The sequence below is a fragment of the Cellulosimicrobium sp. E-16 genome, assembly GCF_049913115.1.
Lineage (GTDB): Bacteria > Actinomycetota > Actinomycetes > Actinomycetales > Cellulomonadaceae > Cellulosimicrobium.
In genome coordinates this window covers 1,298,378-1,324,449 of sequence record NZ_CP183974.1, presented here as the reverse complement: position 1 = coordinate 1,324,449, position 26,072 = coordinate 1,298,378, and the positions used below count along the sequence as shown (strand labels likewise).

The following is a 26,072-nucleotide window of genomic DNA, read 5'->3' as shown; positions in this document are numbered from 1 at the left end:
GGTCGAGCGCACCGGCTGGCCGTCGTCGCGGGTGCCGGACAGCCTGGTCGCACGTGGTGCCGCCTCCGCGAGCGGTGGCGGCACGCCCTCAAATCTAGGTCGCCGTTAGCACTCGGTCAAGGCGAGTGCCAACGTCCGCCCCTCGGGACGATCCGGGTCCCGGCTGCGCGTGGTCCCCGCCCCCCGTGGAAGGATCGACGCCATGGACGCCGCCACGCTGACCAAGCTGCTCAGCCCCGAGGGCTGGGCGCTGCTCGGCGCGCTCCCGCCGTACGACGAGCAGCAGGCGCTGGTGCTCTCGGCGGGGCTGCGCGCGAAGGGCGTCGACCCGGACCTGGCCGCCGCGGCGCTCACGCAGTCGCGGCTGCGCGCGGCCGCCCGCGGCAAGCTCGGCGCGTTCGCCGACGGCATGCTCTTCACGCAGGCGGGGCTGGAGCAGGCGAGCCGGCTCGTCGTCGCGGGCCTGCACGCGCGGCGGTACCAGGACGCGGGGATCCGGCGCGTCGCCGACCTCACGAGCGGGATCGGTGTCGACGCGCTCGCCTTCGCGGCCGCGGAGCTCGAGGTGCTCGCGACCGACGTCGACGAGCTCACCGCGGCGATCGCGACCGTGAACCTGCGCCACTTCCCCGAGGCCGAGGTGCGGCACGGCGACGGGCTCGCGCTCGACCTCGAGGGCGAGCGGGTCGAGGGCGTGTACGCGGACCCGGCCCGGCGGACACGGGGCGGCAAGCGCGTGTTCGACCCGAAGGCGTACGCCCCGCCGCTCGACGCGGTGTGGGGGCTGCGCGAGCGGGTCCCCGCGGTCGGCATCAAGGTCGGCCCCGGGATCCCGCACGACGGCCTGCCCGAGGACGCCGAGACCGAGTGGGTCTCGGTCGACGGCGACGTCGTGGAGGCAGGCCTCTGGTTCGGCCCGCTCGCGCCCGAGGGACCGGGTCGCTCCGCGCTCGTCCTCACGACGTGGACCGGCCCGGACGGGACCGAGCGCACCACGACGCGCCGGGTCGCCCACCGCCCCGGCGACGAGGACGTCGTGCCCGACGTGGGCGGCGTCGGGCAGTACCTCTACGAGCCCGACGGCGCGGTCATCCGGGCGGGGCTCGTCGCCCACGCGGCGCGCGGGCTCGGCGGGCGGCTGCTCGACCGGACCATCGCGTACGTGACGACCGACTCCCCCGCGCCGCTCGACGCGACGGGGCTCGCCGACGGGCTCGCGCGCGGGTACCGCGTGCTCGACACCATGCCGTTCGGCCTCAAGCGCCTGCGCTCCTACCTGCGCGAGCGCGGCGTGGGGCGTCTGACGATCAAGAAGCGGGGCACCGCCGTCACGCCGGAGCAGCTCCGCCGCCAGCTCGCCCTCACGGGCGACGCGACCGCCACGATCGTCCTGACGCGCGGGGGCGGGTCCCAGCAGGTGCTGGTCGTCGAGCCGCTCGCCGTCCCCCCGGCGAACACCCCGCAGGCCGGCAGCGGCCGGTCCGACGCCCCGCAGGACGGTCCGCGATGAGCGCCCTGCCGCGGCGCACCGCGATCCCGTTCGCGCGGTCGGAGCGCTCGACCGTCGGGCTGGAGTGGGAGCTCGCGCTCGTCGACGCCGACTCGGGCGACCTGCGCCAGGTCGCCCAGACGGTCCTCGACGCCGTGCGCCCGGAGGGCGGGGGCACGCACCCGTCGATCAAGCAGGAGCTGCTGCTCAACACGGTCGAGGTCGTGAGCGGCGTGTGCCGCACCGTCGGCGAGGCGGGTCGCGACCTCGAGCGCTCCGTCGAGGAGCTCCGGGCCGTGACCGACCCGCTGCGCGTGGAGCTCATGAGCGCGGGCACGCACCCGTTCGCGCGCTGGGCGCAGCAGAAGGTCACCGACAAGCAGCGCTACAACACCCTCATCGACCGCACGCAGTGGTGGGGGCGGCAGATGCTCATCTACGGCGTGCACGTGCACGTCGGCATCGAGGACCGCGCGAAGGTCCTCCCGATCCAGCGCGCGATGCTCACGACGTTCGCGCACCTCCAGTCGCTCTCGGCCAGCTCGCCGTTCTGGGGCGGCAAGGACACGGGGTACGCGTCGAACCGCGCGCTCATGTTCCAGCAGCTCCCCACCGCCGGCCTGCCGTTCCAGTTCGGGACCTGGGAGGAGCTCGAGGGCTACGTCGCCGACATGCTGCACACCGGCGTCATCGACGCGTTCGACGAGATCCGCTGGGACCTGCGGCCCGCCCCGCAGTTCGGCACGCTCGAGACGCGCATCTGCGACGGCGTCACGAACATCTCCGAGCTGCTCGCTCTCGCCGCGCTCACGCACTGCCTGGTCGAGCACTTCTCCACGCTGCTCGACGAGGGCCGCGAGCTCCCGAGCATCCCGCCGTGGTTCGCGCAGGAGAACAAGTGGCGCTCCGCGCGCTACGGCATGGACGCGATCATCATCCTCGACCGCGAGGGCAACGAGGAGCTCGTGACCGACGCCGTCGGGCGCCTGCTCGTGGAGCTCGAGCCCGTCGCCGCGCGCCTCGGGTGCCTGGACGAGCTCGACGGGGTGCGCACGATCGTGCGGCGTGGCGCGTCCTACCAGCGCCAGCGCGCGGTCGCGCGCCGCAACGGGGGCGAGCTGGACGCCGTCGTGCGCTCGCTCGTCGCCGAGATGCGGGCGGGCCGCCCGCTCTGACCCAGGGGCACCGACCCGCCGTCCCGCGCGACGGTCAGTAGTCGCGCAGGGCCACCCCGAGGTCGGTGGCCCGGTCGGCGAGCCACGTCGGCGACCAGTCGTCGGTGTCGCAGGGCGACGACGTGCGGTCGGCCGCCGCCTCCGAGTAGCCGCCCCACGACAGGACACGGCACGTCGCGTCGGTCTCGACCGCGTGCTGCCACTCCTCGTCCTCCGCGAGCCCCGAGTCGACGGCGGACTGCATCAGGTCGAACTCGTACCACCACTGGAGCATGTGCGACAGCTCGTGCGCGAGGAGCACCTGCTTGGTGGCCGGGTCGGAGTCCTCGCCCCACCACACGAACAGCACGGTCGGGTGGGAGGGCTGGAAGCAGCCCGCCGAGCCCGTCGCGTACGCGTCGTGCTCCGCGACGTGTTCCATGCCGCAGTTGAGCGTCGGGTCGTCGGTGAACACGACCTGCACGCCCTCGTTGGCGGGGTTGAGGGCGAGCAGCCACGCCGTGGGGTCGGGGTGCTCGGGCAGGAAGGGCGTCGTCTGCGCCTCGCCCGGCACGGGGTCGGGCAGCGGCTCGGCGTACTCGCCGGCCTTCCAGGCGGTCTCAACGCCCGTGGCCGACGCGGTCGCGTCGGGGCTCTGGTCCTCCCACACGGTGGGGGGCGGCACCGCCCCGTCCTGCTCGGTGGGCAGGACCGCGCCGTCGCCCTGCGCCCCGCCGAGGGAGCTGACGAGGTAGGCGACGACCGACACCGCGAGCACGAGGACGAACATCACGACCCGACCGGCACGACCCCGACGGCGGCGCGGCACCTCCCACGAGACGGTCGACGCCCCGTACGCGGGTGCGGTCGCCGTCGGTGCCCCGTAGGCAGGGGCGTCGGCCGTCCCGGAGGAGAGGCCGCGCGGCGCTCCCGCGGGCGCCGTGGCGACCCCGTAGGCGGGCACGGGCACAGGCACGGACGCGAGGAGCGCCTGGTGCTGCGCCGCCCAGTACGCCGCGGCGTGCTCGGCCTGGGCGCGCCCGGGCCCAGGTGCCGTCGACGCCGCCGCACGCGCCCAGGCGTGGGCGCGACGCAGCGCCTCGTCGGGCGTGAGACCGGGCTCCGGGGTCACACGTGGGTCACGGTCAGCGGCATCGACGAGTCCACGCCGATGTCGAGGCTCGACGGCGCCACGCCGGCCCGCACGACGGCGGACCCGAGCGCGGCGATCATCGCCCCGTTGTCGGTGCAGTAGCGGATCGGCGGGATGCGCAGCTCGATCCCGGCCTCCGCGCAGCGCTTCGCGGCCATGTCGCGCAGCTGCGAGTTCGCGCTGAACCCGCCGCCGACGACGAGCGTCGACACGCCGTGCCGCTCGCACGCCGCGATGGTCTTGGCGGTGAGCACGTCGGCGACGGACTCCGCGAAGGAGGCCGCGACGTCGTGCACGGGGATCTCCTCCCCCGCGTCCTGCCGGGCCTCGACCCAGCGCGCGACGGCCGTCTTGAGGCCCGAGAACGAGAAGTCGTACGCGTGCTTCTCCTGGTCCTTGCGCGCCGTGAGGCCGCGCGGGAAGCGGATCGCCGTGGGGTCGCCCTCGCGCGCGAGGCGGTCGATGTGCGGGCCGCCGGGGTAGGGCAGGCCGAGCAGGCGCCCGACCTTGTCGAACGCCTCCCCGGCCGCGTCGTCGAGCGTCGAGCCGAGCTCGGTGACGGACGTCGCGACGTCGTCGACCAGGAGGAGCGAGCTGTGCCCGCCGGACACGACGAGCGCCATGACACGCTCCGGGAACGCGCCGTGCACGAGCTCGTCGACGGCCGCGTGGCCGATGACGTGGTTGACGCCGTACAGCGGCTTGCCAAGCGCGAGCGCGAGCGCCTTGGCGGCCGACGCGCCGATCGTCAGCGGGCCGACGAGGCCCGGCCCGGCGGTGACGGCGATCGCGTCGACCTCGGACAGGTCGACGTCGGCCGTGCCGAGACTGCGCTCGATGGTCGGGATCATCGCCTCGAGGTGGGCGCGCGACGCGACCTCGGGGATGATGCCGCCGTACCGCGCGTGCTCGTCCATCGAGCTCGCGACCGTGTCGACGAGCAGCTCGCGACCGCGGACCAGCGCGACGCCGGTCTCGTCGCAGGACGTCTCGATGCCGAGCACCAGGGGCTCGCCGGCGCTCACCGGCACGTCACTGACACAGAGGGGACCATGGCGTCCAGGGTAGTCGCGCGCGGGCTCCGCCCGTGCCGTGTCGCACACGTCACACCGTCTGCCGGGAAGATGGTTCAACTCTCAACCGTTGGTCCGGGCATGAGCACCGACACCCTCGCCCCCGCGAGCCTGCAGATCGACGACACCACGGCCGACCGCCTCTTCCGCGAGGCGCGCACCACCGCGCAGTTCACCGATGCCGAGGTGACCGACGAGCAGCTCGCCGCGGTCTACGACCTCGTCAAGTGGGGCCCGACGGCCATGAACACCGTCCCGCTGCGCATCCTCGCGGTCCGCACGCCCGAGGCCCGCGAGCGCCTGGTCGCGCACATGAACGACGGCAACAAGGAGCGCGTCGCGAACGCGCCGCTGTCGCTCGTCGTCGCGTACGACCCCGCGTTCCACCAGCACCTCGACACGCTCTTCCCGCACGCCCCCGGCGTCCGCGAGAACCTCGACGGCGTCCCCGAGGTCCGCGACGGCATGGCGCGCGACAACGCGCACATCCAGGCGGGCTACCTCGTCGTCGGCCTGCGCGCCGCCGGCCTCGCCGCGGGCCCGATGAACGGCATGGACCGCGCCGCGATCGACGCCGAGTTCTTCGCCGACAGCGGCTGGAAGTCGATGCTCGTCATCAACGTCGGCGTGGCCGACGGCGTCGGCACGCCGTACCCCCGCTCCCCGCGCCTGGCACCCGCGCAGGCCATCGAGACCGTCTGAGCAGCGCGGCCCGCGCCGCAGGCAGCACCCGCCGAGGCGGCGCCCCACCCGGGCGCCGCCTCGCGGCGTCTGCGTGCCCCGGTCCCTCAGGTCGCGGCGGGTCGCGCCGGGTCGCTCGACCACTGCGACCACGAGCCCGCGTAGAGCGCGGCGACGACGCCGAGGGTCGCGAGGGCCGCGACCTCGTGCGCGGCGGTCACGCCGGAGCCGCAGTACACACCGACGGGGGTCCGGACCGCGTCCGGCCCCTGCTCGGTGTCCACGACGCCCACGCCCGCGAACCGCTCCCGCAGCGCGTCGTCGGCCAGGAACGTCCCGTCGGCGGCGAGGTTGTCCGTCGTCGGCGCGCTCACCGCGCCGGGGACGTGGCCCGCTCGCGGGTCGACCGGCTCGACCTCGCCGCGGTAGCGCTCGCCCGCGCGCGCGTCCAGCAGGACGCCCGACACCGCGAGGTCGGCCGCGCCGTCGGCGTCGAGCACGGGCATCCCACCCGGCCTGACCACCACGTCGCCCGGCTCGGGCCGCACGTCGCCCTCGTCGAGCGCGTGCCCGGCCCCCTCCCAGGCGGCGAGCCCGCCGTCGAGGATCCGCACGTCGTCGTGACCCGCCCAGCGCAGCAGCCACCAGGCGCGCGCGGCGGACGTGCCGCCCACGGCGTCGTAGACGACGACCGGCCGGTCCGCGCGCACGCCCCAGCGCCGCGCCGCGGCCTGGAGGTCGGCGGGGTCGGGCAGCGGGTGCCGGCCGGCAGCGGGCGTCGGCGGCGCCGCGAGCTCGGCCTCGAGGTCGACGTAGACCGCGCCCGGGACGTGCCCCGCGAGGTGCTGCTCGCGCCCGTCGGTGACGCCGAGCGCCCAGCGCACGTCGAGCACGACGGGCGGGCGGTCCCCCGCGAGCGCTTCCGCCAGGTCGGGCGCGGCGACGAGCACCCGGTCTCGACGCGGCGCGTCGAGCCCGGGCCCGACCGTGCCGGTGCGAAGGCCCCGCGGCACGGGCGCGCTCACGCGAGGACGCCGGTGTCGGGCGCCGTGCCGTAGTCCGGCGCGTCAGGCCCGCCGGGCGCCCCGGTCGCGCCGAGCTCGAGCCGCATCGTGTACGCGTCCACGTCCTCGGGCTGGTAGTAGCGCTTGCGGATGCCGAGCTGCTCGAACCCGTACTTCGCGTAGAGCGCGAGCGCCGGGTCGTTGTCGACCCGCACCTCGAGCAGCACCGCGCTCGCGCCCAGGTCGCGGGAACGCGCGATCAGCGCCTCCAGGAGCGTAGAGCCGACGCCCTGGTGCTGGAACGCGGGGTCGACCCCGAGGGTCATGACCTGCGTGACGTCGCCGTCGAACCACAGGCCCGCGTAGCCGACGACGGGCTGCGGGCCCGCGGCGTAGAGCCGCACGGGCTCCGCGGCGACGTACCAGCGGCCGAGGCCCGCGAGCTCGTCCGCGAGCATCCCGTACGTCCAGGCGCCGCGCCCGAACAGCTCGCGCTCGAGCTCGACGACGCGGTCGAGGTCGGCCGCCCTGAGCGGGCGCAGGCGGATCTCGTAGCGGCGCGCGCTCATCGGGACCCCTCGGGCGCCGGAGCGGGGGCGGTGTCGCTCACGCGCTTGCGCGCGGCGGCCTCGTGGACGTCCGGGCGGCGCAGGTACAGCGGCTCGGTCGGCTGGTCGGTCCCGTCGGCCCGGCGCGCGATCGCGAGCCGCGCGAGGACGGCGGCGTCCGGGACCAGCGGCGCGTCGTCGGCGCCGTCGAGGGCGTCCGGGTAGAGCTCGCCGCCCTCCCCCACCACGACGGCGCCCGCGGCGTGCTCGGCGACCGCGGCCGCCGGACCGACGTCGGGACCCGCGACGGTCGCCAGCACCGGCACGGCGTGCGGACCCTCGTGCGCGACGACGCGGTAGCGCGCCCAGTACACCTCGCGGCGGCGCGCGTCGGTCGCCACGAGCAGCTCGTCGTCGGGCTCCAGACCGAGGTCGCTCACGGCCTGGGCGGCGATCGCGTCGAGGCTCGGGACGCCGAGCACCGGGATGCCGAGCGCGAAGCCCAGGGCCCGCGCCGTGACGAGCCCGACCCGCAGGCCCGTGAACGGTGCGGGGCCCGCGCCGACGGCGACGGCGGTGAGGTCGCGCCGGTCGACCCTGGCCTCGGCGAGCGCCTCCTCCACGAGCGGGGCGAGCGCCTCGGCGTGCCGACGACGCTCGGGTGCGTCGCGGCGGGCGAGACGGGCGCCGTCGTCGGAGACGACGGCGACGGTGACGGAGGCGGAGGTGTCGAGCGCGAGAACTGCCACGGCCCCAGCCTACGGCCGAGATCGTGGGGTATTCCTCCACGGACGAGGTGCTCCACCGGGTGGAGTGCCTCGGACCCGACGGGCCTCGAGGGCTACCGAGAGGTCAGCGCGGCGACGTCGAGGTCCGCCCAGCGGGGGCCGACACCGCGCACGGTCACCCGGCGCGCGCCCGCCTCGGGTGCGTCCTCCTCGTCGGCCGCACCGCCGGGCACGACCGCGGTCGCCTCGCCGCGCGGACGCTCGAGCACGAGCTCGAGCCGGTCGCCCGCGAGCGCCTCCACAAGCCCGCTGCCCCACTCGACGACGGTCACCGACTCGTCCAGGCTCGAGTCGAGGTCGAGCGCGTCGACCTCGTCGAGCGAGCCGAGGCGGTACGCGTCCACGTGCACGAGCGCCGGGCCGTCTCCGAGCGAGGGGTGCTCGCGCGCGACGATGAACGTCGGCGAGGCGACCTGGCCGCGCACGCCGAGCCCGGCGCCGATGCCCTGCGTGAGCGTCGTCTTCCCGGCGCCGAGGTCGCCCGTGAGGATCACGAAGTCGCCCGCGCGCAGGACGCCCGCGAGGGCGCGGCCGAACGCGCGGGTCGCGTCGGCGTCGGGCAGCACGACGACGCCGTGCCCGGCGGCCGCGTCGGTGGAGGTCGAGGGGGTCGGGTCGTCGCTCATGCGCGGACCGTCCTTTCCGTGCTCTGCTGGCTCGGGTCGTGCGCGAGCAGCGCCCGCGCGCCGTCGTCGAGCACGTGGGTCCCCACGTGCTCGCGCGGCACGCGCGCGCCGAGGCGCGTCGTGATCTCGTAGCTGATGGTCCCGGCGGCCCGGGCCCAGTCCTCGGCGGTGGGGACGCCGTCGTGCTCGACCCCGTCACCCGCGCCGAACAGCGTGACGACGTCGCCCGCGCGCTCGGCCGCGTCCGGGCCGAGGTCGAGCACGAGCTGGTCCATGCACACGCGTCCCGCGACGCGCAGGACCCGACCGCCGTCCCCGGGACGAGCGCCGACGAGGACCGGACCGCCGGGCGCCCCCGCGGGCCCGCCGCCCGAGGCGTGCCTCGGGATCCCGTCGCCGTAGCCGAGGGGGACGACGCCGAGCGTCGTGTCCTGCGGGGTCGTGTAGTGGTGCGAGTAGGAGACGCCGTGACCGCCGGGCACGCGCTTGACCGTCGCGAGCCGCGCCTCGAGCGTCATCGCGGGGCGCAGCCCGTACCGGGACGGCGGCCCGAGCTGCGGCACGGGCGTCATCCCCCACACCGCGAGGCCGGGCCGGACGAGGTCGTAGTGCGTGCGCGGAGCGGTCAGCGTCGCGGCGGAGTTCGCGAGATGGCGCAGCTCGGGCGCGACGCCCGCGCGCTCGGCGAGGCGGACCGCCTCGTCGAGCACGTCGGCCTGCGCGACGACGCTCGGGTGCCCGGGCTCGTCCGCGAACGCGAGGTGCGACCAGAGCCCGACGACGCGGACCGCGCCCTCGGCCTGGGCGCGCGCGACGGCGTCGAGCACGTCGGGCAGGTCGGCGGGCATGATCCCGTTGCGCCCCAGGCCGGTGTCGACCGCGAGGTGCACGCGCGCCGTCCGGCCCGAGGCCCGGGCCGCGGCGACGACCTCGTCGACCGCCCAGCGCGCGGCGAGCGAGACGTCGACGTCCGCCTCCACGAGCGCGCGCAGCGGGGCGCCGGGCGGGTAGAGCCACGTGAGGACGCGCGCGCGGTCCAGCCCGATCCCGGCGGCGCGCAGCGCGAGCGCCTCGCTCGGCTGCGCGGTCCCGAGCCACGTCGCGCCGCCCGCGAGCGCACCCAGCGCGCTCGCGACGAGGCCGTGCCCGTAGGCGTCGGCCTTGACGACCGCCATCACCTGGGCCGACGGCGCGCAGCCCGCCAGGGCGCGGACGTTGTCGCGGATCGCGGCCAGGTCGACGACGGCGCGGGCCGGGTAGTCGAGGGCGGGGTCCGCGGGGGCCGGGTGCGCGGCGGGGCCGGGGGCGCCGGCGGGTGTGCCGGCCGGGGTCGTGCGCTGGGTGTCGCTCACGGTGGACGATTCTCTCACCGTCGTCGCCCGGCGAGCGGGCGCGCCGGGTCGCGGTCGTCCGGGCCGCTCGGCGGGGTGCTACCGAACTCGACCCGGTACCGGGACGGGCTGGTCCCGAGGCGTGCGCGGAAGTGGTGGCGCAGCGACTCCGCCGAGCCGAGGCCCGCGGCGTCCGCGACCCGGTCCACGGCGAGGTCGGTCGTCTCGAGGAGCTCGCGCGCCCGGTCGACGCGCTGGTCCAGCAGCCACCGCACCGGGCTGAGGCCCGTGCGTGCGGCGAACCGGCGCGTGAAGGTGCGCCGTGACGTCCCGGCCGCGCGCGCCCACGAGTCCAGCGAGATCGGCTCGTCGAGGTGCGACCGCGCCCAGACCATCGCGAGCTCGACGGGGTCGGCGGTGTCCTCCGGTGGCACCGGGGCGGGGACGAACTGCGCCTGCCCGCCCGTGCGGTGTGGCGCGAGCACGAGCGCCCGCGCGACCCGGGCCGCGACTCGTGCCCCGTGGTCGCGGCGCACCAGGTGGAGGCAGCAGTCGAGCGCAGCCGCGGTGCCGGCGGACGTCACGACGTCCCCGTGGTCCACCCACAGGACGTCGCTGCGGACCGTGACGGCCGGGTGGTCCCGGCCGAGCCGCTCGGCCGCGCGCCAGTGCGTCACGACCTCCCGCCCGTCCGCCACACCGCTCGCCGCCACGAGGAACGCGCCCAGGCACAGCCCGACCACGCGGGCGCCTCGTGCGTGCGCGGCCCGCACCGCGGCCAGGAGCGCGGGCGGCGGCTCGACGTCGGGGTGCCAGCTCGGCAGCACGACGGTCGCCGCGTCCTCGATCGCCTCGAGCCCGTGGTCGACGTGGAGAGCGAAGCCGGCCGACGTCGCGAGGCGACCGGGCGTCGGCGCGCACACCACGACGTCGTACGCGGGTCCCGCGTCCCCGGCGAGCGCGTCGGAGCCCAGGACGAGGCCGGGGACGGCGAGGTGGAACGGGCTGATGCCGTCGAACGCCACGACCACGACGCGCTCGGGTCGTCCGGAGGACTCGCGGGCGGGCACGCGGTCCCGCGGCGCCTCCACGACGGCGGCGGAGGCTGCCATGACGGTCATGGCCTGATCCTACCGATCATCGTCCTGCGGGCCACTGTCGCGTCGCGGACGCGCACGCGAGGCTCGAGCCATGACCACCGCACCGCACCCCGGCCCTCGGCCCGAGACCCCGCGCACGACGCCCGACGGCAGCAGGCTCACCCTGCTCCACGTCGGCGGCCCGGCGCTCCTGCTCCGGCTCGGCGGGCTGACGATCGTCTCCGACCCGGGGTTCGACGCGCCCCGCGACTACCCGCGCCCCGGCGGCGGCACGAGCACGCGCCTGCGCGGCCCGGCCGTCGGCCCCGACGCGCTCGGCCAACTCGACGTCGCGCTCGTCTCGCACGACCAGCACGTCGACAACCTCGACCTCAGCGGGCGGGCGCTCCTGCCGGGCGTGGCCCATGTCCTCACGACCCCTGCGGGCGCGGCGCGGCTCGCGCCCGACGTCCCCGGCGTCGTCGGGCTCGCTCCCTAGGAGGCGACCGTGCTGCCGCGGCCCGACGGCGGCGCGCTGCGCGTGAGCGGCGTCCCCGCGCGCCACGGGCCGGAGGGCGCGGAGCGCGTGCTCGGCGACGTCACCGGGTTCGTGCTCGACGGCGACGGGCTCCCCCGCGTCTACCTGTCCGGGGACAACGCCGCCCCGGGGCTCGTCGCCGACGTGCCCGAGCGCCTCGGGCCCGTCGACGTCGCGATCGTCCACGCCGGCGCCGCGCGCGTCCCCACGATCCTCGACGGGGCGGCACTCACGCTCGGCGGCGCGGGCGTGGCCGAGGTCGCGCGGCTCCTGCGGGCGCCCGTCGTCGTCCCCGTGCACGCCGAGGGGTGGGCGCACTTCAGCGAGTCGGTCGCCGACGTCGAGCGGGCGTTCGCGGCCACCGGGCTGTCCGGCGTCCTGCGCGTCCCGACGCCGGGCGTGCCCCTGGTGGTGTGACCGTCGGCGGGCCGGGCTCGCCCCGGCCCCGCGCTCCGGCCCGTCCTCACCAGGCGCTGAGCGTCCGGTCCGTCCCGAAGCGCCGCTCGCGCCCGGTGAGCGGGTCGACGAACGCGAGCGAGCGCGACACGAGCTGGAGCGGTCGGGAGTAGTCGTCCGGTGCGACGTCGTACGGCTCGGGGTAGAAGTTGTCGTGCACGATGGGCACTCCGAGGCGCGCCATGTGCAGCCGGAGCTGGTGCGTCTTGCCGCTGTGCGGCTCGAGCCGGTACCGCGCGAGCCCGCGCGCCGGGTCGGCCTCGAGCACGTCGACGCGGCTCTCCGCGTTGGGCTCGCCGTCGACCTCCTCGGCGCGCATGACGCCGCGTCGCTTGACGATGCGGCTGCGCACGGTCGCCGGCAGCTCCAGCGCCGGGTCCCACGGCGCGACCGCCTCGTACGTCTTGCGCACCTCGCGCCGCGCGAAGAGCTCCTGGTACGCGCCGCGCACCTGGGGCCGCAGCGTGAGCAGCAGGACGCCCGCCGTCACGCGGTCGAGCCGGTGCGCGGGACTGAGGTCGGGCAGCTCGAGGTCGCGGCGCAGCCGCACGAGCACCGAGCGCGCCACGTACGACCCGCGCGGGATCGTCGCGAGGAAGTGCGGCTTGTCCACCACGAGCAGGTCCCGGTCGCGGTGCAGCACGCGGACCTCGAACGGCACGTCGGGCTCCACCGGCGGGTCCCGGTAGAGGAACACGAAGCCGCGCGGCTCGTACGGCGTGGTCGCGTCGACCGGCCGCCCGCGCCCGTCGACGACCTCGCCCGCCGCGACCTTCTCGGCCAGGCGGGTCGCGTCGTCGGGGAAGCGGTGGCGCACGTAGTCGAGCGTGCGCGTGTACCGCGCGACGCTCTCGGCGTCGTGCGGCAGCACGAGGCGCGTCGGGTTGAGACCGTCGCGCACCGGGAGGGGGACCACGACCTCCACGGTACCGGCGCGCCCGCCCGGACCTGTCAGCCGCGCGCTGCTCCGGGACCCGTGGGGTGCTGCCAGGTCGAGGCCCGGCAAGGCCGGGCTCTGCTCAGTGCGCCGCGAGGAGCTCGGCGACGACGGCAGGGACCGCGTCGGCGACGTCCAGCGCCGCGACCGGTCCCCCGGGGTTCGCCCGCTCCGCGGCGAGGCCGTGCACGACAGCGGCCGCGGCAGCGAGCTCCGCGGCCAGCCTCGGCTCCCGGACCACCCGCGCGGAGTGCGCCGCCAGCACGGTGCCGAGGATCCCCGCGAGCACGTCACCCGCCCCCGCCGTCGCGAGCCAGGCCGGCGCGTCCGCCTGGGACCACGCGCCCTCCGGCCCGACGACGACGGTCGCCGACCCCTTGAGCAGCACCGTCGCCCCGGTGACCTCGTGCGCGCGCCGCGCCCACCGCAGCGGCTCGGCCTCGACGTCGGCGCGCGTCACGTCGTCGCCGCGCGACCGGAGCAACGTCGCGAGCTCCCCCGCGTGCGGGGTGAGGACGACCGACGGCGGGCAGCGCTCCGGCAGCAGGGACAGCGCCCCGGCGTCGACCACCACAGGCACCCGCTCCCCCACGACGTCCGCGGCGAGCTCGCCCGTCGCGGCCGCGAGCGCGTACCGGACCCGCTCGTGCTGGCCGCCGTCGTCCACGGGGTCGTCGTCCGGTCCCGGGGCCGGCGGCACACCGGGCCCGAGCACCCAGGACTGCACGCGGCCCGCGGCGGGCACCACCTCGGGCCGGGCCGCGAGCACCGCGCGCGCGACGTCGTCGGGCCCGCGGTACCGGACCATCCCCGGGCCGGAGCGGACCGCGGCGCTCGCGACGAGCACCGCCGCGCCCGGGAAGGTCGGCGTGCCCGCGACGACGCCGACGACGCCGCGCGTGTACTTGTGGTCCGTCGGCCCCGGCACGACCCACCGCGCCGCGACGTCGGCGGGCTCGAGGCGTCGCACGACGGGCCTCGGCGCCCCACCGTCCTCGGCAGGAGCGCCCAGGCGCAGCCCGATGTCCACGACCGCGCCGTGCCCGGCGAGGTGCGTCGCGGGCGGCAGGAGGAGCCCGGGCTTGGCCGCGCCGAACGTCACCGTGCGGTCGGCCCGCAGCACCGGTCCGGCGACCGTGCCGTCGTCGACGCCGACCCCGCTCGGCACGTCGACCCCGACGACCCAGGGGCGCCCACGCGCCCCGGACCCGGACACGGACCCGGGAGAGCGCCCGCCGCCCGCCCCGGGCTCGCCGCCGGGCTCCCCGCCCGCGCGGGCGTCGCCGTCGAGCACCGCGGAGACGTGCCGCACGAGGTCCGCCGCGACGCCGCGCAGCGGTCCACGGGCGCCGATGCCGACGAGGCCGTCCAGCACGACGTCGGCGCGCGCGACCTGCGCGGCGACCCGGTCGGCGACGTGCGGGTCCAGGTGGTCGTGGCGCCGGTCGGCGCGCGTCGTGTCGTCGGGGCTGCCGACGAGCACCTCCACGCGCCCGCCCGCGTCCCGGAGCGCGGCGAGCCCGCCCGCGTGCGCGTGCTCGCCGGTCAGGACGGCCAGCACGTCGACGCCCCGGCGCGCCAGGTACGCGCCCGCGTGGAGCGCGTCCCCGCCGTTGTTGCCCGACCCCACGAGCAGGACCGCCCGGGCCCCCGTCACGCGCCCGTCCCGACGCCCGCCGTCGGGCAGGGCGACAGACCGACGTCGCGCCAGGTCGCGCGCGACGACGGTCGCGAGCGCGAACGAGGCACGCTCCATGAGCGGGACGCCCGCCGCGAGCAGGGGCTCCTCGGCGGCACGCACGTCGGCCGCGGACCAGGCTTCGATCATGACCTCATCCTGCCGACCCCGTGCCCAGGGCGCCTGCGCGGACCGCCGCAGGGTGAGACGACGGACGCCGGAGGGGCGGGTCGCCGCACGCCCCCGCATAGGGTGACGACCATGCGATTCGGACTCTTCATCCCCCAGGGCTGGCGCTACGACCTCGTCGACGTCGCGCCCGAGGACCACTGGAAGACGATGCTCTCCCTCCTGCACTACGCCGACAACGCCGCGGCGGGCGAGCCCCTGCCGGGCGGCGAGTTCGCGTGGGACGGCGTGTGGGTCTACGACCACTTCCACACCACCCCGACCCCGAGCACCGAGGCGACCCACGAGGCGTGGACGCTCATGGCCGCGTTCGCGGCGGCGTCGCAGCGCGTGCGCCTCGGCCAGATGTGCACGTGCATGGCGTACCGGGACCCGACGTACCTGGCGAAGGTCGCCGCGACCGTCGACCACGTCTCCGGCGGCCGGCTCGAGATGGGCATCGGCGCGGGCTGGTACGAGCACGAGTGGCGCGCGTACGGGTACGGCTTCCCCAGCGCGGGCGAGCGCCTGCGCGCGCTCGACGAGGGCGTCGAGATCATGGCGCGCATGTGGCGCACGGGATCGTCGGGCACGTTCGAGGGCCAGCGCTACCAGGTGGACGGCGCGCTGTGCTACCCGCAGCCCCTCCAGCGGGTCGTCGTGGACGGCGAGGGTGCCCGGCCGAGCATCCCCCTGTGGATCGCGGGCGGCGGCGAGAAGAAGACGCTGCGCATCGCCGCGCGGCACGCGCAGTACACGAACTTCGACGGCTCGCCCGAGGGCTTCGCGCACAAGTCCGCGGTGCTCGAGCAGCACTGCCGCGACCTCGGTCGCGACTTCGGCGAGATCACGCGCTCGGCCAACTACAACGTCGTCATCGGCGAGACCGAGCAGGACGTCGCGGACCGGCTGGACCGGATCGAGGAGCACGCGCGGCGCTGGTTCCCGGAGAAGGCGGACGACAACGTGGCGTCGTGGCGGAAGGGCCCTCTGGTCGGCACGCCGGAGCAGATCGTCGAGACGCTCGCGGGCCTGCGCGACCAGGGCCTCGGCTACGCGATCGGCTACTTCCCGTTCGCCGCGACCGACCGCGACCAGCTCGAGCTCTTCCAGCGCCAGGTCATCCCGGCCCTCCAGTCCTGACCGCCGTACCGTGTGGGCGGCAGCCGGTCAGCCCTCGGCGACGACCATGGCCGACGCGATGCCCGCGTCGTGGGAGATGCTCAGGTGCCAGGCCGTGATGCCGAGCGCGTCCGCGCGCGCCGCGACCGTGCCCGTGATCTCGACCTCCGGCGGGCCGCCGACGACCCGGTGCACCGTCGCGTCGTGCCAGCGCATGCCCGCGGGAGCCCCCAGCGCCTTGGCGATGGCCTCCTTCGCGGCGAACCGCGCGGCGAGCGACGCCGGCGGGAGGTCGCGCTCGGCGGGCGTGAACAGCTTCTCGCGGAGCCGGGGCGTCCGCTCGAGGGTCTCCATGAACCGGGCGACGTCCACGACGTCGATCCCCACGCCCTTGATCATGCGCCCACCCTACGGCCGGACGCCCGCCCCACCGTCCCCGGACCAGGCGATCCCGCCACCACGAGCAGGTGGTCCTGGCTCGTCCGGGAGACCGGACGAACCAGGACCGCCTGGTCGGCGAGCGGCGGGGTCGGGAGACGGCTACTCGACCGTGACCGACTTCGCGAGGTTGCGCGGCTGGTCGACGTCGAGGCCCTTGGCCGTCGCGAGCGCCATCGCGAAGATCTGCAGCGGCACGACGGCCAGCAGCGGCGAGAGCAACGTGGGCGACTCGGGGATCCAGAAGATCTCGTCCGCGTAGGGGCGCACGGCGTCGTCCCCGTCCTCGGCGATGACGAGCGTCCGCGCACCGCGGGCCCGGATCTCCTGGATGTTCGAGATGACCTTCGAGTGCAGGCCCTCGCGGCCCTTCGGCGACGGCACGACGACGAACACCGGCTGGCCCTCGTCGATGAGCGCGATCGGTCCGTGCTTGAGCTCGCCCGCCGCGAAGCCCTCGGCGTGGATGTACGCGAGCTCCTTGAGCTTGAGCGCACCCTCGAGCGCGACCGGGAACCCGACGTGCCGGCCCAGGAACAGCACCGACTTCGCGTCCTTCATCGACCGGGCGGTCGCGCGCACGTACTCGCCGCGCTCGATGACGGTCTGGATCTTGCGCGGCATGTCGCGCAGGTCCTCGAGGATCGCCGAGATCTCGTCCGGGAACTTGTTCCCGCGCAGTTGCGCGAGGTAGAGGCCCAGCAGGTACGCGGCGGTGATCTGCGACAGGAACGCCTTGGTCGAGGCGACCGCGATCTCCGGCCCGGCGTGCGTGTAGAGCACGGCGTCGGACTCGCGCGGGATGGTCGACCCGTGGGTGTTGACGATCGAGATGACCTTGGCGCCCTGCTCGCGCGCGTGGCGCACCGCCATGAGCGTGTCCATCGTCTCGCCGGACTGCGTCACGGCCACGACCAGCGTCTTCTCGTCGACGATCGGGTCGCGGTAGCGGAACTCGTGCGCGAGCTCGACCTCGACCGGGATGCGGCACCAGTGCTCGATCGCGTACTTCGCGACGTGGCCCGAGTACGCGGCGGTCCCGCACGCGACGACGATGATCTTGTCGACCGACCGGAGCACGGCCTCGTCGATGCGCAGGTCGTCGAGCACGAGCTTGCCCGACGGGTCCGTCCGGCCGAGCAGCGTGTCCGCGACGGCGTGCGGCTGGTCGTGGATCTCCTTGTCCATGAAGGACGAGAAGCCGCCCTTCTCCGCCGCGGCGGCGTCCCAGTCGACCGTGTAGCGCTTGGCCTCGGCCGGGTTGCCGTCGAAGTCGGTCACCTCGACCGACGTCGGGGTGATCGTGACGATCTGGTCCTGGCCGAGCTCGAGCGCCTCCTTGGTGTGGGAGATGAACGCCGCGACGTCCGAGCCGAGGAAGTTCTCGCCCTCGCCGATCCCGACGACGAGCGGCGAGTCGTGCCGCGCGCCCACGACCGTGTCCGGGGAGTCGGCATGGACGGCGAGCAGCGTGAACGTGCCCTCCAGGCGGCGGGCGACCTGCCCCATCGCGAGCGTGAGGTCCTTGGTCTCGCGGTAGGCACGGGCCAGGAGCTGCGCCGCGACCTCGGTGTCCGTCTCCGACCGGAACCGCACGCCCTCGGCCAGCAGCTCGGACTTGAGCGTCGCGAAGTTCTCGACGATCCCGTTGTGGATGACCGCGAGGCGGTCGTCGTCCGCGAGGTGCGGGTGGGCGTTGGTGTCGGTCGGGCCGCCGTGCGTCGCCCACCGGGTGTGACCGATCGACGCGGTCGCCGCGGGGAGCGGGTGCAGGTCGATCTCCTCGACGAGGTTCGCGAGCTTGCCCGACTTCTTCGCGAACGCGACGGCGTCGATCCCGGGTGCGACGAGCGCGACCCCGGCCGAGTCGTAGCCGCGGTACTCGAGCCTGCCGAGTCCTTCGAGAGCGACGTCGAGGGGTCGCCCCGAGGCCTCTCCGACCATGGTTCCAGGGCCTACGTAGCCCACGATTCCGCACATGGTGATCGAGTCTAGCCACGGACGTGCGCCACTCCGGAGCCGCACGATCACGCGGTTTTTCGTGAGGTCCGCTGCCAAAACCGTCCCGCGGGCGAACGGCGCCCGGGCCGGTGAGGGTGGACCTCGTGCCCACCGTACGGATCGGCCTCTCTGGATGGCGGTACGCCGACTGGCGCGGCCCGTTCTACCCGGCCGGCCTCCCTCGGCGCCGTGAGCTCGAGCACGTCGCGTCCGTGTTCCCCGCGGTCGAGCTCAACGGGTCGTTCTACTCCCTGCAACGTCCGTCGTCGTTCGTCGCGTGGCGCGAGCAGACGCCCGAGGGGTTCACGTTCGCGGTCAAGGGGCCGCGCTTCGTCACCCACATGAAGCGGCTGCGGGACGTGCGCACGCCCCTCGCCAACTTCTTCGCGAGCGGCGTCCTCGCCCTCGGCGAGCGGCTGGGGCCCGTGCTGTGGCAGCTCCCGGCGCGCACGACCTTCGACGCCGCGCTGCTCGAGCGGTTCCTCGCCCTCCTGCCCCGGACGACGGCCGAGGCCGCCCGCCTCGCCGGCGACCACGACGACCGCCTGCGCGCACCCGCCTGGACCGACGTGGACGCCGACCGTCCGCTGGTCCACGCGCTCGAGCCGCGCCACGAGTCGTTCGCGAGCGCCGAGGCGCTCGACCTGCTGCGACGGCACCGGGTGGCCTTCGCGATCTCGGACGGTGCGGGCCACTGGCCGCTCGTGGAGGCGGTCACGAGCGACCTCGTGTACGTACGGCTCCACGGCGACCGCACGCTGTACACGAGCGGCTACCGGCCACGCGTCCTCGACGCGCGGGCCGAGCGCGTCCGGCGCTGGTGCGAGACCGGTCATGACGCCGAGGTCTACCTCGACAACGACGTCCACGCGCACGCCCCGGCCGACGCGCTCGCCCTCATGGGGCGGCTGCCCGACCTCGTGCTCCCCGGTCCGGGCCCCGCCGTCGAGCCCGCCCCGCGTCGTCGTCGTGCCACGCACCCGGAGCGCGGCGCGGGGGCCGGTGCGCGCTGAGCACCGTCCCGGGACGTTCGCGAGGCGGCCCCCCGAAGATGCGTCCGAGGTCGACCGCTCGCGCCCCTCCGGGGCGACAAGTACCAGCGTCGAAGGCCCTCGTGCACCGGCACCGCCGCGGATCCGGCAGAATCGGGCGGGTGTCCTTCCCCTTCGACGACCCGTCCGACCTCCTGCCGGCCCATCTCGCGGCGCCGTCGTCCTCGCCGTACGTCGACCTCGACCGCGCGGTGTGGAGCCGCCTGTCGGAGTCGACGCCGCTCCCCCTGACGGACGACGACGTCTCCCGGCTGCGCGGCCTCGGCGACCCCATCGACCTCGCGGAGGTCGACGCCGTCTACCGCCCGCTGTCGCGCCTGCTCAACCTCTACGTGACCGCGACGTCGGGGCTCCACGAGGCGACGTCGACGTTCCTCCGGGAGGAGACGGGCAACACGCCGTACGTCATCGGCGTCGCGGGCTCGGTCGCGGTGGGCAAGTCGACGACGGCACGCGTCCTGCGCGAGATGCTGGCCCGCTGGCCCGAGACGCCGCGCGTGGAGCTCATCACGACCGACGGCTTCCTCTACCCCAACGCGGAGCTGGCCCGCCGCGGTCTCATGGACCGCAAGGGGTTCCCGGAGTCCTACGACCGCCGCGCGCTCATCCGCTTCCTGTCCAAGGTCAAGGCGGGCCACGCCGAGGTCAAGGCACCGGTGTACGACCACCTCACGTACGACATCGTGCCGGGGGCGGAGGCGGTCGTGCGCAAGCCCGACGTGCTCGTCGTCGAGGGGCTGAACGTCCTCCAGCCGGCCCGGCCGAGCGCGCACGACGAGTCCACGGTCGCGGTCTCCGACTTCTTCGACTTCTCGATCTACGTCGACGCCCGCACGCGCAACATCCGGCAGTGGTACGTCGACCGTTTCCTCGCCCTGCGCCGCACGGCGTTCGCCCGGCCCGAGTCGTACTTCCGCCGCTACGCCGACCTCACGGACGAGCAGGCGGTCGAGAAGGCGAGGTCGATCTGGGACGCGATCAACGCCCCGAACCTCGAGCAGAACATCCTGCCGACGCGTGGCCGCGCGACGCTCGTCCTCACCAAGGGGTCGGACCACTCCGTCCAGCGCGTGCGGCTGCGCAAGCTCTGAGCCCGCGCGACGACGTGGCGGGCGGGAGCCGTCACCGGGATCCGTCGTCGCCGGACGCCTCCGCACCGGCTCCCCTCGTGCCGGTCGCGTCCCCGCTGGCAGCCGGCAGGGCCGGGTCGCCGCTCGCCGGCGCCGCGGGCACGGGGACCACCACCGGGAGCTCGCCCCGGTGCCGCGCGCGCATCATGAGCACGCGGTCGATGACGAAGCCGGTGGCCACCCCGAGGACGACGCCGACGACCATCGCGAGGAGCGGCTCGTGGCCCAGCCACTGGGCCGCGACGAGACCGATGAGGACCGAGTACACCGCCCACGTGACGGCCGCGATCCCGGAGAACGCCATGAAGCGGCGGCGCGGGTACCCCACGGCGCCGGCCGTCATGTTCACCGCGACGCGGCCGACGGGGATGTAGCGCGCGGCGAGGATGAACGACGCCCCGCGGTGCGCGAGGGCCCGCTCCGCCCAGGCCACGGCCTTGCGGCCCCGCGGTGAGCGCAGGAACCGGACACGGTCGGTGCCGATCGCGCGGCCGATCGAGAACGCGATCTGGTCGCCCGTCCACGCGCCGGCTGCGGCGACCAGGAGCACGAGCAGCAGGTTGGGCTCGCCGGTCGCGTGCGCGGACACGGCGAGCGTGATGACGACGGACTCGCTCGGGATGGGCGGGAAGAACCCGTCGATCGTCGCGAAGCCGAACAGCGCGGGATAGATCCACGCGGACGCCGCGAGGGCGAGAATCCAGGTCTCCAGATTCTCCAGGAAGGTCGACACGGCGTCGGGCAACGGCGTCCTCGTTCGTCGGCTGGCGGGGAGGCCAGGCGGGCGGCGGCGGCAGGTCGGGCGTCCTGCGCCACGACAAGCCTACGGAGCGCGACGACGTCGACCATCAGGGAAACCCCCGGTTGGCCCCTGAGGATTCCCGCCCGGCAGCGCCGCGCCCGGTGACGAGTCTTCCGTGCCGCGGCCGCCGACGCGTCATCCCGACGAACGACTTCTCGCGACGAGCCCGTACGTCGTGAGGACCAGGGCCCTGCTCAGGCGTCGCGCCGGCGCGGGCGTGGCGTCCCCCGCAGCGGCTGGGCGGTGCCCGGGTCCTGCGGCCACGCGTGCTTGGGGTAGCGGCCGCGCAGCTCGGCGCGCACCTGGGGATAGCCCTGCACCCAGAACGAGGCCAGGTCCGCCGTGACCGCGGCCGGGCGACCCGCCGGGGAGAGCAGGTGCAGCAGCACGGGCACGCGCCCGTCCGCGACGCGCGGCGTGCTCGCCCAGCCGAACGTCTCCTGGAGCCGGACCGCGAGCACCGGCTGGTCCTGGTCGTAGGCCACGGCGACGCGCGAGCCGCTCGGGACCTCGAGCCGCTCGGGCGCGAGCGCGTCGAGGCGCGCTGCCTGCGGCCACGGCAGCAGGCGGCGCAGCGCGCCCGCGAGATCCGGGCGCTTCCCCCGGGCGACGGCGGGGAGGTCGGGCCCGAGCCAGTCGTCCAGGCCCTCCAGGAGCGCCTCGTCGCCGACGTCGGGCCAGGGGTCTCCCAGGACGCGGTGCAGGAACCGCAGGCGGTCGCGCAGCCGGCGCGCGCCGTCGGTCCACGGGAGGCTCGACAGACCGTCCCGACGCAGCCCGTCGCGCACGGTCGCCACGAGGAGGTCCGTGGGCGGGTCCCGCCACGGCTCGCGCGCGAGCTCGATCGCGCCGAGCGAGGTGGCCCGGGTGGCGCGCACGCGCCCGCCCGACCACTCCGCGACGCCGGTCGACCGCAGCTCGGGCGCGGCGGCGGACCGCGCCGTCGCCTCGTCGACCGGCGCGGCGGACCGCACGACGGCGTCCGCCCGGCCCGCGGCGCGGTCCACGTCCGCCACCGCGAGCCACGGCGCGCCCTGCAAGGGAGAGCCTGCGGGCAGCCGTGCGCCGGCGCCCGAGACCAGGAGGTACGTCTCACCGCCCGGCCGCAGGCGGGCCAACCGGTCGGGGTGCGCGAGCGCGACGACGTGCCCGACGGCGGCGTCGTCGGCCTGCCTGCGCGGTGCGGCCGGGTGCGATCCCCCGGCGGTCGTGTCCGCGGCGCGCGCCACCCGCTCGAGCCGGTCCCGCTGCGCCGCCCACGCGCCGGAGCCCGGGCCGCCGCGGCGCAGCGCGCGCAGCGCGGCCGGCAGGTCGGCCCCGGGCACGCGCACGTCCTCCGAGAGCAGCGCCACGACCTCCGCGGCGAGCCCCGCCCCCACCTCGGGGACGGCGTCGAGCAGCGCCCGCGCGCGCCGCGGGTCGGCGGGGACGGCGGCGATGCGGCGCCCGAGCGGCGTCACCCCGTCCGGCCCCACGGCCCCCAGCCCGTGCAGCACGTCGCGCGCGGCGGCCCAGGCGGCCGCGGGCGGCGGGTCCAGCAGCGCGAGCCCCGCGCCGTCGGGGCTGCCCCAGCACGCGAGCTCGAGCGCGAACCCGGTGAGGTCGGCCGTGCGGATCTCGGGCTCCGGGTGGCGCGCGAGGCGCGCGTGGTCACCCTCCGACCAGCACCGGTACACCGCACCCGGTCCTTCGCGACCGGCACGCCCTGCGCGCTGCTCGGCGCCCGCCCGGCTCACCGCCACCGTCACGAGGCCGGGCAGTCCTCGCCGCACGTCCGTGCGCGGCTCGCGCGCGAGCCCGGCGTCCACGACCACCCGCACGCCCGGCACGGTGAGGGACGACTCCGCGACCGCCGTCGAGACCACGACCCGGCGCCGTGGCCCGGGCTCGAGCGCCCGGTCCTGCTCGCGCGGGGGCAGGCGGCCGTGCAGCGGGCGCACGTCCACGTCCGACAGCCCTCGTGCCAGCAGGCCCGCCACGGTGTCCACCTCGCGCGCGCCGGGGACGAACACGAGGACGTCGCCCGTCCGCTCGCGCAGCGCGCGGTGCGTGGTCGCGACGACGTGGTCGAGCAGCGCGGGCGCGGTGCCCCGCGCGTCGGTGCGCGGACCGCGCCCCGGGCACCAGACGACGTCGACCGGGTGGAGCCCGCCCTCGACCTCGACGACCGGCACCGCCCGCGTGCCCGTGCCGAGCGCCCGGGCGGTCCGCCCGGCCTCGACCGTCGCGGACATCGCGACGAGCGCGAGGTCGTCGCGCAGGTTCTCGCGCACGTCCGCCAGGAGCGCGAGCGCGAGGTCGTCCTCGAGGTGGCGCTCGTGCACCTCGTCGAGCACGACGCCCGCCACGCCCGGCAGCTCGGGGTCGCGCTGGAGCCGGCGGACGAGCGTGCCCGTCGTGACGACCTCGACCCGGGTGCGTCGCGACGTCCGCGACTCGCCCCGCACGGTGTAGCCGACGGTGCCGCCGAGGTCCTCGCCGAGCAGCGTCGCGAGCCGCCGGGCCGCCGCCCGGGCCGCGAGCCGCCGGGGCTGCGTCACGACGACGCGCCGGTCCGGGGCGTCTCCCAGGGCGTCGGCGAGGGCCGGTGGCACGAGCGTCGTCTTGCCCGTGCCGGGCGGTGCCTGCACGACGACGGCCCCCACCGCCCGCACCGCGGCGACCACCTCGGGGAGGTGGTGCCCCACCGGCAGGTCGGGCGGCGCGGCGAGGAGTCGGGTCAGCGGGTCCACCCCCGTAGTCTCCCGCGCCGACGCTCCCCTGCCCCGCCGCTCAGGACCGCGTGGTCCGGTCAGCCCGCCTCGCGCGAGGCGCCCGGGAGCCGCGCGACCCCGAGCGTGGACGAGAGGGTGCGCAGGTCGGCCCCGTCGACGTACAGCTCGCCGCGCAGGTGGTCGGTCTCGTGCTGGACGATCCGCGCCGCCCATCCCGTCAGCACGTCGTCGAACGGCTCGCCCTTCTCGTCCTGCCCGGTGAGGCGCACCGAGCGGGCGCGCGTCCGCTCCGCCTGCCAGCCGTGCACGGAGAGGCAGCCCTCGAAGAAGGTCCTGGTCTCGTCGCCGACGGCCTCGTACCGCGGGTTGACGAGCACCCGGAACGCGAGCGGCGGGCGCTCGCGCTCGTCGTCCGCGTCGGGGGTGCCCGGGTCCTCCACGACGGCGACCGCGAGGCCGATCCCGACCTGCGGCGCCGCGAGGCCCACCCCGGGCGCCGCGTGCATCGTCGCGCGCATCGCGTCGAGGAACCGCGGCAGCACGTCGCCGAGCTGCCCGGCGTACGGCACCGCCGGCGTGCGCAGCACGGGCTGACCCGCCTGCACGATCGGCAGGACGCCGTCGTCGAACGCGTCGAGGAGCGCGACCACGTGCTCGCGCAGCGCCTCGTCGACCCCCTGCCGCACGCCCGCCGTCCGCCCCGTCGCGCTCACAGCGCGAGCCGGTCCCGCACGACGCCCGCGAGCCGGGCGGCGACGGCGTCGGCCTGCTGCTGCGTCGCGGCCTCGACCATGACGCGCACGAGCGGCTCGGTGCCCGACGGCCGGAGCAGCACGCGACCCGTCTCGCCGAGCGTCCGCTCCGCGTCCGCCACGGCGGCGAGCAGCGCCTCGTCGCTCGACGCGCGCGCCTTGTCCACGCCGGAGACGTTGAGGAGCGTCTGCGGGAGGCGCTGGACGACGCTCGCCAGGTCGGCAAGCTTCTGGCCGGTCGCCCGGACGCGTGCCGCGAGCTGGAGGGCCGTGAGCACGCCGTCCCCCGTGGTCGCGTAGCGCGACAGCACGATGTGCCCCGACTGCTCGCCCCCGAGCCCGTACCCGTGGGCCCGCATCTCCTCGAGCACGTACCGGTCGCCGACCGCCGTCTGGACGGTGGTGATCCCCGCGTCGCGCATCGCGAGCAGGAGGCCCAGGTTGCTCATCACCGTCACGACGAGCGTGTCGTGCGGGAGCTCGCCCTCGTCCTTGAGCGCGAGCGCGAGGACGCCCATGATCTGGTCGCCGTCGACGACGGTGCCGCCGTGGTCGACCGCGATGCAGCGGTCGGCGTCGCCGTCGAACGCGACGCCGAAGTCCGCCTCGGACGCCACGACGACGGCCTGGAGCTGCTCCGGGTGGTTCGAGCCGCACGCGGCGTTGATGTTGCGGCCGTCAGGGCTCGCGTTGATGACGACGACGTCCGCGCCGGCCGCACGCAGCGCCGCGGGGCCGACGTCGCTCGCCGCGCCGTTCGCGCAGTCGACCGCGATGCGCAGGCCGGCGAGCGGCTTGTGGTCCTCGTCGGCGCCGATGCTCGCCATGAGGTGCTCGACGTACGCGCCGCCCGCGCGGCCGCGGTCGGGCGAGATGCGGCCGACCGTGCCGTGCGTCGGACGCTGCCACTCCTGCCCGAGCAGGCTCTCGATCCGGTCCTCGACCGCGTCGTCGAGCTTGACGCCGCCGCGTGCGAGGAACTTGATCCCGTTGTCCTGCATCGGGTTGTGCGAGGCCGAGATCACGACACCGAAGTCGACGTCCATGGTGCTCGTCAGGTACGCGACGGCGGGGGTCGGCAGCACGCCCACGTCCTTCACGTCGACGCCCGCGCTCGCGAGCCCGGCGATGAGCGCCGCGCCCAGGAACTCGCCCGAGACCCGCGTGTCACGCCCCACCACCGCGCGCGGACGGTGCCCCTCCTCCTGCCCGCTCGCGAGCACGCGAGCCGCCGCCACGCCGAGGTCGAGCGCGAGCTCGCCCGTCACGTTGCCGTTCGCCAGCCCGCGCACCCCGTCGGTGCCGAAAAGCCGTCCCATGGAAAGTCCTTCCTCGACCGGCCGTACGTCGACCGTACG

At 76.0% G+C, this 26,072-nt stretch carries 24 protein-coding genes; 8 read left to right on the top strand and 16 right to left on the bottom strand.

The window, feature by feature from the left end:
• Positions 1-202 precede the first annotated feature (202 nt).
• Both ACN9MS_RS05820 and ACN9MS_RS05815 read left to right on the top strand, forming a co-directional pair.
• Entirely contained in the window at positions 203-1,510 is a 1,308-nt protein-coding gene (locus tag ACN9MS_RS05820) for a THUMP-like domain-containing protein (protein ID WP_426311095.1), read from the top strand.
• Entirely contained in the window at positions 1,507-2,664 is a 1,158-nt protein-coding gene (locus ACN9MS_RS05815) for a glutamate--cysteine ligase (RefSeq protein ID WP_426311094.1), read from the top strand. The genes ACN9MS_RS05820 and ACN9MS_RS05815 overlap by 4 nt, the downstream gene beginning before the upstream one ends.
• A gap of 34 nt (positions 2,665-2,698) precedes the next feature.
• Here the strand turns inward: ACN9MS_RS05815 and ACN9MS_RS05810 are convergent, their stop codons facing one another.
• A complete protein-coding gene (locus tag ACN9MS_RS05810; RefSeq protein WP_426311093.1) occupies positions 2,699-3,775 on the bottom strand; it encodes a hypothetical protein in 1,077 nt (358 codons plus the stop codon).
• A complete protein-coding gene (gene tsaD / locus ACN9MS_RS05805; RefSeq protein WP_255365008.1) occupies positions 3,772-4,821 on the bottom strand; it encodes a tRNA (adenosine(37)-N6)-threonylcarbamoyltransferase complex transferase subunit TsaD in 1,050 nt (349 codons plus the stop codon). The genes ACN9MS_RS05810 and tsaD overlap by 4 nt, the downstream gene beginning before the upstream one ends.
• 129 nt (positions 4,822-4,950) lie before the next feature.
• On the opposite strand from tsaD, the gene ACN9MS_RS05800 reads away from it, so the two are divergent.
• Positions 4,951-5,571, top strand: coding sequence for a malonic semialdehyde reductase (locus ACN9MS_RS05800; RefSeq protein ID WP_426311092.1), 621 nt, complete (start codon positions 4,951-4,953; stop codon positions 5,569-5,571).
• An 86-nt stretch (positions 5,572-5,657) separates the two neighbouring features.
• Here the strand turns inward: ACN9MS_RS05800 and ACN9MS_RS05795 are convergent, their stop codons facing one another.
• From ACN9MS_RS05795 to ACN9MS_RS05770, 6 genes are all read right to left on the bottom strand, one after another.
• On the bottom strand, positions 5,658-6,500 hold the full coding sequence (locus tag ACN9MS_RS05795) for a sulfurtransferase (protein WP_426311837.1): 843 nt from the start codon (positions 6,498-6,500) through the stop codon (positions 5,658-5,660).
• Between the two features lie 71 nt (positions 6,501-6,571).
• Positions 6,572-7,123 carry a ribosomal protein S18-alanine N-acetyltransferase gene (rimI, locus tag ACN9MS_RS05790; protein ID WP_426311091.1) on the bottom strand — a complete coding sequence of 184 codons (552 nt, stop codon included), beginning with the start codon at positions 7,121-7,123 and terminating at the stop codon, positions 6,572-6,574.
• The gene (gene tsaB / locus ACN9MS_RS05785) at positions 7,120-7,851 is read right to left on the bottom strand and encodes a tRNA (adenosine(37)-N6)-threonylcarbamoyltransferase complex dimerization subunit type 1 TsaB (protein ID WP_426311090.1); all 732 of its coding nucleotides are present in this window, start codon (positions 7,849-7,851) and stop codon (positions 7,120-7,122) included. The genes rimI and tsaB overlap by 4 nt, the downstream gene beginning before the upstream one ends.
• A gap of 92 nt (positions 7,852-7,943) precedes the next feature.
• On the bottom strand, positions 7,944-8,516 hold the full coding sequence (gene tsaE / locus ACN9MS_RS05780) for a tRNA (adenosine(37)-N6)-threonylcarbamoyltransferase complex ATPase subunit type 1 TsaE (RefSeq protein WP_426311089.1): 573 nt from the start codon (positions 8,514-8,516) through the stop codon (positions 7,944-7,946).
• Positions 8,513-9,868: an alanine racemase gene (gene alr, locus ACN9MS_RS05775; RefSeq protein ID WP_426311088.1), complete on the bottom strand. Its 1,356-nt coding sequence runs from the start codon at positions 9,866-9,868 to the stop codon at positions 8,513-8,515. The genes tsaE and alr overlap by 4 nt, the downstream gene beginning before the upstream one ends.
• A 14-nt stretch (positions 9,869-9,882) precedes the next feature.
• On the bottom strand, positions 9,883-10,968 hold the full coding sequence (locus tag ACN9MS_RS05770) for a GlxA family transcriptional regulator (RefSeq protein WP_426311087.1): 1,086 nt from the start codon (positions 10,966-10,968) through the stop codon (positions 9,883-9,885).
• Between the two features lie 70 nt (positions 10,969-11,038).
• On the opposite strand from ACN9MS_RS05770, the gene ACN9MS_RS05765 reads away from it, so the two are divergent.
• Positions 11,039-11,425 carry a hypothetical protein gene (locus ACN9MS_RS05765; RefSeq protein ID WP_426311086.1) on the top strand — a complete coding sequence of 129 codons (387 nt, stop codon included), beginning with the start codon at positions 11,039-11,041 and terminating at the stop codon, positions 11,423-11,425.
• Positions 11,426-11,434: 9 nt separating this feature from the next.
• Positions 11,435-11,881: an MBL fold metallo-hydrolase gene (locus ACN9MS_RS05760; RefSeq protein WP_426311085.1), complete on the top strand. Its 447-nt coding sequence runs from the start codon at positions 11,435-11,437 to the stop codon at positions 11,879-11,881.
• A 46-nt stretch (positions 11,882-11,927) separates the two neighbouring features.
• Here the strand turns inward: ACN9MS_RS05760 and ACN9MS_RS05755 are convergent, their stop codons facing one another.
• Both ACN9MS_RS05755 and ACN9MS_RS05750 read right to left on the bottom strand, forming a co-directional pair.
• Entirely contained in the window at positions 11,928-12,836 is a 909-nt protein-coding gene (locus ACN9MS_RS05755; RefSeq protein WP_426311084.1) for a pseudouridine synthase, read from the bottom strand.
• 103 nt (positions 12,837-12,939) lie between these two features.
• Positions 12,940-14,685 (bottom strand): bifunctional ADP-dependent NAD(P)H-hydrate dehydratase/NAD(P)H-hydrate epimerase, encoded by a 1,746-nt coding sequence (locus ACN9MS_RS05750; RefSeq protein WP_426311083.1) that lies wholly within the window; start codon positions 14,683-14,685, stop codon positions 12,940-12,942.
• 111 nt (positions 14,686-14,796) lie between these two features.
• Between ACN9MS_RS05750 and ACN9MS_RS05745 the strand changes: the two genes are divergently transcribed.
• Positions 14,797-15,846 (top strand): TIGR03560 family F420-dependent LLM class oxidoreductase, encoded by a 1,050-nt coding sequence (locus ACN9MS_RS05745; protein ID WP_426311082.1) that lies wholly within the window; start codon positions 14,797-14,799, stop codon positions 15,844-15,846.
• Between the two features lie 27 nt (positions 15,847-15,873).
• Here ACN9MS_RS05745 and ACN9MS_RS05740 read toward each other — a convergent pair whose 3' ends face one another.
• Both ACN9MS_RS05740 and glmS read right to left on the bottom strand, forming a co-directional pair.
• Positions 15,874-16,224 carry a holo-ACP synthase gene (locus ACN9MS_RS05740; RefSeq protein WP_426311081.1) on the bottom strand — a complete coding sequence of 117 codons (351 nt, stop codon included), beginning with the start codon at positions 16,222-16,224 and terminating at the stop codon, positions 15,874-15,876.
• Positions 16,225-16,365: 141 nt separating this feature from the next.
• The gene (gene glmS / locus ACN9MS_RS05735; RefSeq protein ID WP_389278873.1) at positions 16,366-18,243 is read right to left on the bottom strand and encodes a glutamine--fructose-6-phosphate transaminase (isomerizing); all 1,878 of its coding nucleotides are present in this window, start codon (positions 18,241-18,243) and stop codon (positions 16,366-16,368) included.
• Between the two features lie 125 nt (positions 18,244-18,368).
• Here glmS and ACN9MS_RS05730 point away from each other — a divergent pair, with 125 nt between their 5' ends.
• Positions 18,369-19,277 carry a DUF72 domain-containing protein gene (locus tag ACN9MS_RS05730; RefSeq protein WP_426311080.1) on the top strand — a complete coding sequence of 303 codons (909 nt, stop codon included), beginning with the start codon at positions 18,369-18,371 and terminating at the stop codon, positions 19,275-19,277.
• A 140-nt stretch (positions 19,278-19,417) separates the two neighbouring features.
• Complete coding sequence (coaA, locus tag ACN9MS_RS05725) at positions 19,418-20,407, top strand: type I pantothenate kinase (protein ID WP_426311079.1); 990 nt, start codon at positions 19,418-19,420, stop codon at positions 20,405-20,407.
• 31 nt (positions 20,408-20,438) lie between these two features.
• Here the strand turns inward: coaA and ACN9MS_RS05720 are convergent, their stop codons facing one another.
• The 4 genes from ACN9MS_RS05720 to glmM all read right to left on the bottom strand — a co-directional run bounded on the left by ACN9MS_RS05720 (position 20,439) and on the right by glmM (position 26,033).
• Entirely contained in the window at positions 20,439-21,191 is a 753-nt protein-coding gene (locus ACN9MS_RS05720; protein WP_426311078.1) for a DedA family protein, read from the bottom strand.
• Positions 21,192-21,442: 251 nt separating this feature from the next.
• Positions 21,443-23,980, bottom strand: coding sequence for an ATP-dependent helicase HrpB (gene hrpB / locus ACN9MS_RS05715; protein ID WP_426311077.1), 2,538 nt, complete (start codon positions 23,978-23,980; stop codon positions 21,443-21,445).
• Positions 23,981-24,039: 59 nt separating this feature from the next.
• The gene (locus ACN9MS_RS05710; protein WP_426311076.1) at positions 24,040-24,675 is read right to left on the bottom strand and encodes a peptide deformylase; all 636 of its coding nucleotides are present in this window, start codon (positions 24,673-24,675) and stop codon (positions 24,040-24,042) included.
• Positions 24,672-26,033 (bottom strand): phosphoglucosamine mutase, encoded by a 1,362-nt coding sequence (glmM, locus tag ACN9MS_RS05705; protein ID WP_053369630.1) that lies wholly within the window; start codon positions 26,031-26,033, stop codon positions 24,672-24,674. The genes ACN9MS_RS05710 and glmM overlap by 4 nt, the downstream gene beginning before the upstream one ends.
• Positions 26,034-26,072: the final 39 nt, after the last annotated feature.